The 11,057-nt window shown below is 69.7% G+C and carries 15 protein-coding genes; 10 read left to right on the top strand and 5 right to left on the bottom strand.

All coding sequences use genetic code 11. From position 1 onward, the window contains the following. A partial coding sequence (locus K8V84_RS06800; protein WP_304071868.1) for a hypothetical protein occupies positions 1-268 on the top strand: 268 nt, incomplete at its 5' end. Positions 269-422: 154 nt separating this feature from the next. Here the strand turns inward: K8V84_RS06800 and K8V84_RS06795 are convergent. The 4 genes from K8V84_RS06795 to cutA all read right to left on the bottom strand — a co-directional run bounded on the left by K8V84_RS06795 (position 423) and on the right by cutA (position 2,343). Further along, positions 423-707 (bottom strand): hypothetical protein, encoded by a 285-nt coding sequence (locus K8V84_RS06795; RefSeq protein ID WP_304071865.1) that lies wholly within the window; start codon positions 705-707, stop codon positions 423-425. Between the two features lie 91 nt (positions 708-798). Further along, positions 799-1,350: a GNAT family N-acetyltransferase gene (locus K8V84_RS06790; RefSeq protein WP_369696610.1), complete on the bottom strand. Its 552-nt coding sequence runs from the start codon at positions 1,348-1,350 to the stop codon at positions 799-801. 73 nt (positions 1,351-1,423) lie between these two features. Then, the gene (locus tag K8V84_RS06785) at positions 1,424-2,005 is read right to left on the bottom strand and encodes a hypothetical protein (protein WP_304071862.1); all 582 of its coding nucleotides are present in this window, start codon (positions 2,003-2,005) and stop codon (positions 1,424-1,426) included. Next, entirely contained in the window at positions 2,002-2,343 is a 342-nt protein-coding gene (cutA, locus tag K8V84_RS06780; RefSeq protein WP_304071860.1) for a divalent-cation tolerance protein CutA, read from the bottom strand. Before cutA ends, K8V84_RS06785 begins: the two co-directional genes overlap by 4 nt. Before the next feature lie 67 nt (positions 2,344-2,410). Here cutA and pyrE point away from each other — a divergent pair, with 67 nt between their 5' ends. Continuing rightward, on the top strand, positions 2,411-2,944 hold the full coding sequence (pyrE, locus tag K8V84_RS06775) for an orotate phosphoribosyltransferase (protein ID WP_304071858.1): 534 nt from the start codon (positions 2,411-2,413) through the stop codon (positions 2,942-2,944). A 92-nt stretch (positions 2,945-3,036) separates the two neighbouring features. On the opposite strand, the gene K8V84_RS06770 is transcribed toward pyrE, so the two are convergent. Continuing rightward, the gene (locus tag K8V84_RS06770) at positions 3,037-3,420 is read right to left on the bottom strand and encodes a RodZ domain-containing protein (protein WP_304071856.1); all 384 of its coding nucleotides are present in this window, start codon (positions 3,418-3,420) and stop codon (positions 3,037-3,039) included. Positions 3,421-3,834: 414 nt separating this feature from the next. Here K8V84_RS06770 and fbaA point away from each other — a divergent pair, with 414 nt between their 5' ends. The 8 genes from fbaA to purD all read left to right on the top strand — a co-directional run. Continuing rightward, positions 3,835-4,857, top strand: coding sequence for a class II fructose-bisphosphate aldolase (gene fbaA / locus K8V84_RS06765; protein ID WP_304071853.1), 1,023 nt, complete (start codon positions 3,835-3,837; stop codon positions 4,855-4,857). A gap of 253 nt (positions 4,858-5,110) precedes the next feature. Further along, entirely contained in the window at positions 5,111-5,527 is a 417-nt protein-coding gene (locus tag K8V84_RS06760) for a hypothetical protein (RefSeq protein ID WP_304071851.1), read from the top strand. A 51-nt stretch (positions 5,528-5,578) separates the two neighbouring features. Further along, positions 5,579-6,340, top strand: coding sequence for an ABC transporter ATP-binding protein (locus K8V84_RS06755; RefSeq protein WP_304071849.1), 762 nt, complete (start codon positions 5,579-5,581; stop codon positions 6,338-6,340). Then, positions 6,337-7,647 carry an ABC transporter permease gene (locus tag K8V84_RS06750; RefSeq protein ID WP_304071846.1) on the top strand — a complete coding sequence of 437 codons (1,311 nt, stop codon included), beginning with the start codon at positions 6,337-6,339 and terminating at the stop codon, positions 7,645-7,647. The genes K8V84_RS06755 and K8V84_RS06750 overlap by 4 nt, the downstream gene beginning before the upstream one ends. Beyond that, positions 7,644-8,300, top strand: coding sequence for a hypothetical protein (locus K8V84_RS06745; RefSeq protein ID WP_304071843.1), 657 nt, complete (start codon positions 7,644-7,646; stop codon positions 8,298-8,300). The genes K8V84_RS06750 and K8V84_RS06745 overlap by 4 nt, the downstream gene beginning before the upstream one ends. A 22-nt stretch (positions 8,301-8,322) precedes the next feature. Then, positions 8,323-8,739: a DUF3151 domain-containing protein gene (locus K8V84_RS06740; RefSeq protein WP_304071840.1), complete on the top strand. Its 417-nt coding sequence runs from the start codon at positions 8,323-8,325 to the stop codon at positions 8,737-8,739. Positions 8,740-8,956: 217 nt separating this feature from the next. After that, positions 8,957-10,240 (top strand): adenylosuccinate synthase, encoded by a 1,284-nt coding sequence (locus K8V84_RS06735; protein ID WP_304071837.1) that lies wholly within the window; start codon positions 8,957-8,959, stop codon positions 10,238-10,240. A 48-nt stretch (positions 10,241-10,288) separates the two neighbouring features. Further along, a partial coding sequence (gene purD, locus K8V84_RS06730; RefSeq protein ID WP_304071834.1) for a phosphoribosylamine--glycine ligase occupies positions 10,289-11,057 on the top strand: 769 nt, incomplete at its 3' end.

The following is an 11,057-nucleotide window of genomic DNA, read 5'->3' as shown; positions in this document are numbered from 1 at the left end:
CGGACGCGACATCGGTCTGCACTTCGTGATCGCCCGCCGCGCCGCGGGCGCGAGCCGCGGCATGTACGACTCGCTGCTCCAGGCCGTCCGGGAGGTGGGCAGCAGCACGCTGCTGATGTCGGGCGACCGCGGTGAGGGGCAGATCTTCCCGCGCGTGTACGCCTCGCCCCTGCCGCCGGGTCGGGGCAGGTGGATGCCCCGCGGCGGCGCGACCCGCCTCGTCCAGACCGCCCTCCTCGACCAGGACCCGCCCACCGATCACGCATGAGCACGAACCGACCACCGTCCGAGGGTGTCCTCACAACGACAGCGGCGTCGAGATCCCCATGGCTTCTGTGGGGATCCCGAGCGCGTTCCCGACTGGCCCTGACAAAGGCTCCGAGAAGTCGATCGGGGCCGACCCGAAACAGCCTCGGGAAGGTCTACGGACGCCCCGGGTTCGGGGGAAGCGGAAAACGCGGGACCACGTACGGATGGGGCCTTCCGTTGAGGAACGCGTCCGCGTAGGCATCGGCCGCGAGAGGGCCCCGAACCGGCATCCGGGCCGCGGGGCGGGGCACCTGGGGCCAGAGCGGTTCGGCCGGGCTTCCGGGCACGTGGTTCGGAGCGGTGGGCTGACGGGGGCCTGGGCGGTCGACCGCGTACGGGGCCGCGGGGATGCCGGCGGCCACGCCCGGCACGAACCCTCCGTACACGTGATCGTTCATCGCATGCCTCCCCGTTCGGTCCGGCCTCGTGCGCGAGCACCCGTCAAGGAAAGCACGCGCCCCACCGACTTCACCAGACGCGGGGACGAAGTCAGTCGGGCAGGTCGACCAGACCGAAGTAGGACGGCGCGGGCTCCAGGCCCTCGATCTCGACCGGTACCGTCCGGCGCTTCTCCCAGTCCTGCCTGTTCAGCCGGTACCGCAGTTCCCGAACCCGTTCCCCGCGCGCCTGGACGTAGTGGACGCCGTCCGGCCGGTATCCCAGCTTTCGGGTGACCCCCTTGGACGCCAGGGACGTCTCGAACATGCCCGTGGTCGCGTCCAGCGCGCCGAGTCCCTCGAACGCCAGGTGCAGGATCGCGAAGTCCCTGCCGCGCACGTCCTGGATGCCGACCACACGGCCCTCGAACTCGACGACCCCGTTGAAGACCCACGATTCGGGCGTCCAAGACCCCGGCATCTGCCAGTTGTGCTGGACCACGCCCTGCGCCAACCGCTTCGGAGTCCGGTCGGTCCAGGGGAACATGAACGGCATGGTGGCCGGGTCGTGCACACCGGCGACGGCGGCCCCGGCCGGCTCCGCCAGATCGGAGTCGGCCGGCATCCGCAACGTGAGTCGAGGCGTGGTCAGGCGTATCCCCATCGGGGGGAGTGGTCCGCGATCATGCCCGGAATTCCGCTACCGCCGACCCTCGCTGTCACCTGGATTCACCGGCTCAGCGCAAGAGTTCGGTGACGAGCTCCACCAGTGCCTCGCCGGAAGTGTCCGAGGCGGCCGTCGTGTCCCGAACCTGCCATCCGCGCATGCCGGCCAGGTGCGCCGGATGGGCGTAGGCGGGGTCGGTCAGCAGGTATCCGCAGGGCGCGTCCGGCCAGTCCGGGACCGTGGGCAGGTGCTCGCTCCGATAGGCGTCGGGTTCCTCGGCCCGGACGGGCAGGTCGGCCAATCCCTGGGTACGCGCGATCTCCGCGCGTGTGGGACTTCCTGGGCGTGGCAGCGGAGCGTCCACCAGCACGTAACCCAGAACCGGACGGTGGGCCGCGCGCTGGGCGGCCCCCACGGCACCGAGCAACGGACCGGTGTCGCCCTGGGCCACCAGGACGACGGGCGCGTCCGTGGCGACCAGGCGGTTGATCTCCAGGCTGGCGAGGGCCACGTACCGGGCGGCGTGCGGCGGGGTGTCGTCGCCGATCACCTCCGGCAGAACCGGGTGGTGTCCGACACCGGCGAGGGCCTTCTCCGCTCCGGGCAGGGTGAAGGGCTCGCCGAGGGTGGGGGGTAGCAGGACCGCGATCACGCGACGCCGCTCCCGCGGGTCTCGTCACGGACCCACTCCAGGTACGCGGGGTTTCCTCCGGTGACCGGCACGGCGACGATCTCGGGCACGTCGTAGGGGTGGGCCTCCGCCAGGTGGGCGACCAGGTCGTCCAGGCGATCGGCGGCGGTCTTGATCACGACCATCCATTCCTCGTCGGACTGCACCGCGTTCTCCCAGCGGTAGAAGCTGCGGATCGGTCCGCTCACCTGCGCGCAGGCCGCCAGGTGGTGTTCGACGACCGAACCGGCCAACCGTTCGGCCCCCTCACGACCATCGACGGTGGTCTCCACCCTGATGACGTCTGTGCTCTCGGCCAAGGCCGCCTCCTTCGTGGTGGGACGCCAGGTCCGCGGGCCCCCACCGGGTGTTCTAGGCTCACTGATCATGAGCGAACGTGATGAACTCCTGCGTCAGATCAACGATAAGGCGGTCGTGCGCGGAAAGGTGACCCTCTCCTCCGGCAAGGAGGCCGACTACTACGTCGACCTGCGCCGGATCACCCTGGACGGAGAGGCCGCGCCGCTGGTCGGTTCGGTCCTGCTGGACACCGTCGCGGACCTGGAGTTCGACGCGGTGGGCGGTCTGACCCTGGGCGCGGACCCGGTGGCCGGCGCCATGGTGCACGCCGCGCACGCGCGGGGTCGCAGGCTGGACGCCTTCGTGGTGCGCAAGGCGGGCAAGGCGCATGGACTGCAGCGTCGGATCGAGGGCCCCGACGTCGCGGGGCGTCGGGTGCTGGCGTTGGAGGACACCTCCACGACCGGCGGTTCGGTGCTCACCGCGGTGGAGGCCCTGCGGGAGGCCGGCGCCGAGGTGGTGGCGGTCGCGCTGATCGTGGACCGTGGTGCGCGTGCCCGCTTGGAGGAGGAGGGTCTGGAGTACCGGCCCGTCTTCGAGGTGTCCGACCTGGACGTGTGATCTCGGCGGGCGGGGTCTGGATCGACCCCGCCCCGGAGTCCTCGAAGGAATCGAGTACTCGGGGCTCGGGGGTCGGGGGGTCTCGGGGCGAATCAGGGGTTCAAAGTGAAGCTGTGGCCGGGGTCCCGGTCGGAGACGTCCTGTTCGACGCCGTTCACGTAGACCTCGACGGCGCTCGGGTCTTCGATCGTGACCTCGAGGCCCTGTGTGTTCTCCGCGTAGTGCACGGAGTTGCCCTGCTTCAGTTCCTGGTCCATGAGCACGTCGCCGCCGGGTACCCGGACGAACACGTCACTGGACTCGCCCACCACACGTATGTACAGGGCGCCCATGTCGTCGGAGTCCACCGGCTCGGCTGCGGCTTCGGACGCGTTGGCGCTGACACCGGCACCCGTGCCGGGCAGCGATCGGTACAAAAAGTACCCGCCGAGGGCCACCAGCGTGACCAATAGCAGGACGGCTCCGACGATGGCCATCACCTGGCCAACGCCTCGCGGATCATTCCTATGCCTTCCCACGGCGACGAATGTAGCGCGTATCACGGCAAAAAGCGACAGCAGTCATCTCGAAGCTCCTGCTTGCTCACATGGAGTCCCAAAGCGGGATGTAATCCGCACTTCCCCCGCACCCCTCATGACGGGCCCCGTTCGCCCCCCGTAAGCTGCGAGTACGCCGACGACTCGGAGCGTTTTGGTCTAGACCTTTTCAACGGCTCCGGGGATTCGGGATACTTGTGACGACACCCGGTGGACGCCCGCGCACACGGCCCGACCCATGGGCCACCCCGACGGACGGGCTTGCCACCGGGCACCGCATGTGGGGTCCCGCCGGCACGCGCAGTGCGGCACCGGCGGACGCTCGCTCCAGGCCGAACCAGGGAGAGTCAAGCCATGCCCATCGCCAGCCCCGAGGTCTACACCGAGATGCTGAGCCGCGCGAAGTCCGAGGGCTTCGCCTACCCGGCCATCAACGTGACCTCCAGCCAGACGCTGCACGCCGCCCTGCGCGGCTTCGCCGAGGCGGAGAGCGACGGCATCGTCCAGATTTCCACCGGTGGTGCCGAGTTCCTCTCCGGCGCCTCGGTCAAGGACATGGTCACCGGCTCGGTCGCCTTCGCCGAGTTCGCGCGCGTCGTCGCCGAGAAGTACCCGGTGAACGTCGCTCTGCACACCGACCACTGCCCCAAGAACAAGCTCGACGGCTTCGTCCGTCCGCTGCTGGAGATCTCCAAGGAACGCGTGGCCAAGGGCCAGGAGCCGCTGTTCCAGTCGCACATGTGGGACGGGTCCGCGGTCGAGCTGGAGGAGAACCTCCAGATCGCCGAGGAGCTGCTCGCCGCCTCCAAGGAGGCCCGCATCATCCTGGAGATCGAGGTCGGTGTCGTCGGTGGTGAGGAGGACGGCATCGTCGGCGAGATCAACGAGAAGCTGTACAGCACCCCGGAGGACGCCCTGCGCACCGCCGAGGTCCTGGGGCTGGGCGAGAAGGGCTACTACATGACCGCCCTGACCTTCGGCAACGTCCACGGCGCCTACAAGCCCGGCTTCGTGAAGCTGCGTCCCGAGGTGCTGAAGAACGCCCAGGAGGCCGTCGCCGCCGAGCACGGCAAGGCCAACGCCTTCGACTTCGTGTTCCACGGTGGCTCCGGCTCCACCCTGGAGGAGATCCACGAGGCGATCGGCTACGGCGTGGTGAAGATGAACATCGACACCGACACGCAGTACGCCTACACCCGCCCGGTCGTCGACCACATCATGAAGAACTACGACGGTGTGCTCAAGATCGACGGCGAGATCGGCAGCAAGAAGCTCTACGACCCCCGCGCCTACGGCAAGGTCGCCGAGGCCGGCATGGCCGAGCGCATCGTCCAGGCGGCCCAGCACCTGAAGTCCGCCGGCAACAAGATGAAGTAGGACCCCACGGCGCCGCCCCCTCGGCGGCCCGCACCGGTGCCCGGTGACCGTTGTCGGTCACCGGGCACCGCCTTTTCCGTACCGCTCCGACACCTGAACCTGGAATTCCCGGAACGGAGAATCCGCCACCGTCTTTCATCGCGTACCGACACAAAGGGCACAGAGGACCGACACGAATCCCGGCCGAACGGTTAAGCCGGAGAGGGTTTCGGGAATTCCACCGTCACACTTCCCCTGCGTGGAATGAGTGAATGTGAAAGACAGTGAACGTGGGCTGCGCATCGCCGCGATCGGCGCACTCGTGGCCGGTACCGTACTCGTCGGGTCATCGGTGGCCGGAACCGCGTGGGCCTCCTCCCAGCAGGAGAGCGCGGTGGAACACGCGTCGGCCGCTTGCGGCCTGGGCGCCGACAATCCCAGCGCTTCGGGTGGCACCATCTCTGGAAGCGGATCCCGAGCCGGCTGTGGTGGCACCGTGACCCTGACCGTCCAGGTACGCAAGCACCGTCCCGCCTGGCCCGACAAGGTCGTGGCGGAGACGAGCCGGACCGGATTCTCCAACGGCTCTCTCACCGCCTCGGGCGGCTGCGACGGCAACGGCACCTACTTCACCGAGACCAGGAGTTCGAGCGGCAACAAGGTGTCGTCCGGAAGGGTCAACAGGTGCTGACCGGAATTCACCTCCATTCCCCTTTCCTTATGGATGGAAATGGACGGGCGCATGCGGGTCACCCTTGAGGGCCTGGACTTCGGCTACCGAGGTCGCAAGAAGGTCCTGAACGACCTGACCTGGACCCTGGAGCCCGGTGTCACCGGGCTCCTCGGTCCGAACGGCGCGGGCAAGACCACCCTGCTGTCGCTCATCGTGACGTTGCTCCCCGTGCGCGGGGGACGCCTCTTCATCGGAGAGCACGACCTGTCCACCACGGCCGGCCGGTCCCGGGCCCGCCGAACGCTGGGGTTCGTACCCCAGCGCTTCTCCCTGGCCGGTGAGCTGACGGTGGCGGACACCGTCGCCTACGCGGCATGGGTGCACGGACTGGAACGGCGCGAGTGCGGGCCGGCGGCGCTACGGGCCCTGGAGTCCGTCGACCTGTCCGCGCTCGCCGACCAACGCACACACACCCTGTCCGGTGGTCAGCGTCAGCGCGTCGGCATCGCCGCGGCTCTGGCCCACGATCCTCGAGTCCTGGTCCTGGACGAGCCCACGGCCGGGCTCGACCCCGGACAACGGCTCCGCGTGCGCGAGGTCGTGGCCGAGCTGGGCCAGGATCGGACCGTACTGGTCTCCACGCATCTCATCGAGGACGTCGCCCACCTGTGCTCCCGCGTCGGGGTACTCGCGGGCGGACGAATCGAGTTCCACGGCACCTTCCCGGAACTGAAGGCGCTCATCGAGGACAGTTCCGCGGGAAGCCCCTACGGCTCCGAGTTCGAACGGGCATACGACCGGCTGATCGAGCGGGTCGGGGAGAGCCCGTGACCACGCTCCGAAACCGCGTGAAGGCGTCCGCGCTCTTCTGGCCGCTCCCACCACCGCTGCTCCTGACCCCGGCGGGCCTGATCCTCGCCCTGACCCTCGCCGGGACCTGGAGCCCACTCTCCTGGAGGGCCCTGGACTGGGTGTACCTCTCCGGCCAGATAGGGGCCCAGGCCCGACTGCCGGTCGTGGTGGCGGCCGGGACCGCGGCCCTGGTGGCGGCCCGGTTCACCCGGGCGAGCCTGGTCTTCGCCCAACCCTGGCAGCCCCGCCTGGAGCGGGACGTTCCACTGCGGCACGCGCTGGTGGTCACCGGTTGGTGCCTGGGCGCCTACCTCGTGGGCCTGATCCCACTGACCATCGCGGTCGCCACGCATGGTGCGGGGGTGATGGACCCCGTGCCAGTCCTGGGCGCCCTGGCGGGTTTCGTGGCGCTCACCCTGCTCGGTTACCTGTGCGGGCTGTTCGCGCGCGGGCTGTTCGGCGTCCCCGTGGCGATCGCCACGGTCTTCGTGCTCACCGCCCTACCGATGGTCGCCGACCCCTGGACGGCCACCTCCCTCCAGCTTCCGCTCGTGCCCTTCGTGGGCATGCGGGAGAGCGCCCTGCTCGGTTCCTACCGACTGGGGTTCTTCCTTGTGGCGGCGACCATCGCGGCGTGGGCGACCGTCCGCTTCCTACGTGTCCCCCGACGGTTCTCGGCCCCGCACGTGTTGGGGGTCATGGCCCTGGTCTCGGCCGCGATCCTGCCCCACCTGTACACGTTCCCGCTCCTGGCCTACGCCCAGGACGGGGACGAGGTCTGCTCGGAGCATGACGGAATCCGCTACTGCGTCCACGAAGGGCACACGGACGAACTCGACCTGATCATCGATCTGGCCGCCCCGGTCTTCGCCGCCGACGGGCGAGGCGACGTGGTCCCGGTCGAGGTCCGCGACCACGGTCTGGCCGCCGGAGACCGCGAAGTACTCGACGGCCCCGCTCACGGGGTGCTCTGGATGCGCATCCATCCGGGGTGGGACCCGTACCGACAGGTGCCCGAGGACGCGGCCGCGTGGCTGGTGCCGGACCTGTTCGTGTGCGGTTCCGAGGGCGTGGCCCGCCTGGGCCGGGACGCGAAGGACCGGGAACGGAGAGCGGCCGTGATAGCGGGGCTTCGGACCTGGCTCGCCTCGCGGTCGTTCGGAGGCGACACCTCCGAGGACGGCCTGTTCTCCGACGCCGATCCCGACGAGGTCCGTGCCTGGATCGCCCGGGAGTCGGAACGTCTGTCCGCGTGTGAGGTGGAACCGGAGGAACTGCCGTGGTGACCGTGGCGTTGCGCCCTTCCCTGCTTCCGATGCTCGGCGCGCTGGTCGCGGCCATCGCGGCCACGGTGCTCGGTCGGATCCTGATCGGGGCCGTGGTTCCGATCGCGGTGTTCGACTGGCCCAACGAGGAACAACGGATCCCCATCGCCGAACTGTTGTGCGTGTGCGCGGCCACGGCGGGCGCCTGGGCGAACCGACCACGGCTATGGGAGTGGGAGCGGCTGGGCGGGGCCCGGACACGGATCAGGGCGGCCGTGGTGGCCGCGCTCGGCGTACTGCTGTCCACGACCGCGGCACCGGCCCTGCTGTCGACCACGGCGGGCGCCCAGAACCCGTGGTCGCTGGTCACGAACGTCCTGCTGGCGGTCGCGGCCGTGTACCTGCTGTCGCCCTTCCTGGGCGCGGTGCCGTCCGGACTCCTCGTCCTCGCCGGGATCCTCCTGGGAGCGGCGGCCTGCAACATGGTTCCGGGCCTGTACCGGGTGAGCCCGTACGCGTACGTGGGTTCCGACGGTTGGCGGGCCCCGGACCTCCTACCCGGGGCGACCGTTCCGGTGCTGGCGGTCGGCCTCACCTTGGCGGCGGTGGCCGCGCACGCCGTGACGCACGGCTCCACCGCTCGGGCTCGGCGGAGGGGAGCGGACCCGCACTGACCCCGATGGCAGGATGGGACGTATGAACCTGCACCAGAACCTGCTGAACGAGCCGCCCGAGACACGTCTGGACGACGACCCCGAAGCCCGCGACGCGCTGGCCGCCGCCGACGACCCCACCCCGGTCGCCGGCCGCTTCCCGTCCTACTCCGCCGCCTGGGCGCGCCTGGCCGAGCTGGCCCTGGCCGACGGAAGGCCGGTGGCCGCCTACGCGTACGCCCGCACCGGCTACCACCGAGGGCTGGACCAGCTGCGCCGTTCCGGTTGGAAGGGGCACGGACCGATCCCGTGGGAGCACGAGCCCAACCGCGGCTTCCTGCGCGCGCTGCACTCCCTGGGCAAGGCGTCCGAGGCCATCGGCGACGCCGAGGAGGCCGAGCGCTGCTCGACCTTCCTGCGTGAGTCCAGCCCCGAGGCGGCCAAGGCCCTCAACGGCTGAGACGACCACGGGGGAGGAGATCCGGTCTCTTCTCCCCCGCACCCCCCGACCCCACCGAACGGTGCGTCCCGGACGCCCCGAGGCGCACCTGACCAGGATCCATCGGTCGTGTACCCTCAATACGCAACGGCCCCTGTCGCTGCCTTGCGCCAGGGGTTGATCCATGTCCGGGGTGGGAAAAGCCCTGTTCAGGTATCGAGCGAAGAGGTAGAGACCAATGCCGGCGATCACGCTCGTGGGTGCCCAGTGGGGCGACGAGGGCAAGGGCAAGGCCACCGACCTGGTCGGTGGGCAGGTGGACTATGTGGTCCGCTACCAGGGTGGCAACAACGCCGGGCACACGGTGGTCATCGGGGACCAGAAGTACGCCCTGCACCTGCTCCCCTCCGGCATCCTCTCCCCCAACGTCGTACCCGTCATCGCCAACGGCGTCGTCATCGACCCGGGGGTGCTGTTCGAGGAACTGCGCGGCCTGCAGGAGCGGAACGTGGACACGTCCCGACTGCTCATCTCGGCCAACGCGCACCTGATCATGCCCTACCACCGGGCCCTCGACAAGGTCAGCGAACGCTTCCTCGGCAAGGGCAAGATCGGCACCACCGGCCGCGGCATCGGCCCGGCCTACGCCGACAAGGTCTCCCGCCAGGGCGTGCGCGTCCAGGACATGTTCGACGCCAAGATCCTTCGCAAGAAGATCGAGCTCGCCCTCCACGACAAGAACCAGCTCCTCACCAAGGTGTACAACCGGCGCGCCCTCGAGGCCGAGCCGATCATCGAGGAGTACCTGGGCTACGCCGAACAGCTGCGCCCCTACGTCGCCGACACCTCCCTGATCCTCAACAAGGCGCTGGACGAGGGCAAGACCGTCTACCTCGAAGGCTCCCAGGGCACCCTCCTGGACATCGACCACGGCACCTACCCGTTCGTCACCTCCTCCTCCCCCACCTCCGGTGGCGCCGCCGCAGGCGCGGGCATCGGGCCCAACCGCATCTCCAAGGTCGTCGGCATCCTGAAGGCCTACACCACCCGCGTCGGTTCCGGCCCGTTCCCGACCGAGCTCCACGACGAACAGGGCGAGTGGCTGCGCACCCAGGGCGGCGAGTACGGCGTGACCACCGGCCGCAACCGCCGATGCGGCTGGTTCGACGCCCCGATCGCCCGCTACGCCACCCGCGTCAACGGCGTCACCGACTTCTTCCTGACCAAGCTCGACGTCCTCACCGGTCTGGAGCGCATCCCCGTGTGCGTGGCCTACGACGTCGACGGGGTCCGCCACGACGAGATCCCGATGACGCAGACCGACTTCCACCACGCCACTCCGATCTACGAGTACTTCGACGGATGGTCCGAGGACATCACGGCCGTCCGGGAATTCGACGAACTCCCCAAGAACGCGCAGTCGTACGTGCGTACTCTGGAGGAGATGGCGGGGGCTCCGATCTCCGCCATCGGTGTCGGCCCCGGGCGTGACGAGACCCTCGCACTGCGCTCCCTGGTCTGATCCGGCGACCACCGTCCTTCCTCCAGACAGAAGAAGAGGCCCCCTTCAGTGAAAGCCCTCGTTCTCGGCGGCGGAGGCCGCGAACACGCACTCGTCCGCGCCCTGTCCCTTGACCCGGGCGTCACCAGCATCCACAGCGCCCCCGGCAACCCGGGCATCTCCGACCTGGCCGAGAACCACGTCATCAACGTGACCGACGGGTTGGCCGTGACCGAACTCGCCGCGCGCATCCGCACCGAGCTGGTCGTGATCGGCCCGGAGGCCCCGCTCGTGGCGGGCGTGGCCGACGCGCTGCGCGACCGCGGCATCCCGGTGTTCGGCCCCGACAAGGAGGCCGCTCGGTTGGAGGGGTCCAAGGCCTTCGCCAAGGAGGTCATGGAGGCCGCGGGGGTGCCCACGGCCAAGGCCCGCGCGTGCCGTACCGCGGGTCAGGTCTCCGAGGCCCTCGCCGAGTTCGGGGCGCCCTACGTCGTCAAGAACGACGGGCTGGCTGCCGGCAAGGGCGTCGTGGTGACCGAGGACCGTGCCGTCGCCGAACAGCACGCCCGGGAGTGCGGTCGGGTCGTCATCGAGGAGTACCTCGACGGCCCCGAGGTGTCGCTGTTCGTGCTCACCGACGGTGCGCACGCGCTGCCGCTGCTGCCCGCCCAGGACTTCAAGCGCGCCTACGACGGTGACCAGGGCCCCAACACCGGTGGGATGGGCTCCTACGCTCCCGTGCCGTGGGCGCCCGCCGGGCTGGTGGACGAGGTCATGGAGTCGGTCGTGCGGCCGACCGTGTCCGAGATGAACCGGCGCGGCCACCGCTACCAGGGAC

Origin of the sequence: Nocardiopsis listeri (assembly GCF_020741345.1) — a bacterium.
Lineage (GTDB): Bacteria > Actinomycetota > Actinomycetes > Streptosporangiales > Streptosporangiaceae > Nocardiopsis > Nocardiopsis listeri_A.
Note: the sequence above shows the minus strand (reverse complement) of the source record. Positions and strands in the feature narration are given on the sequence as shown.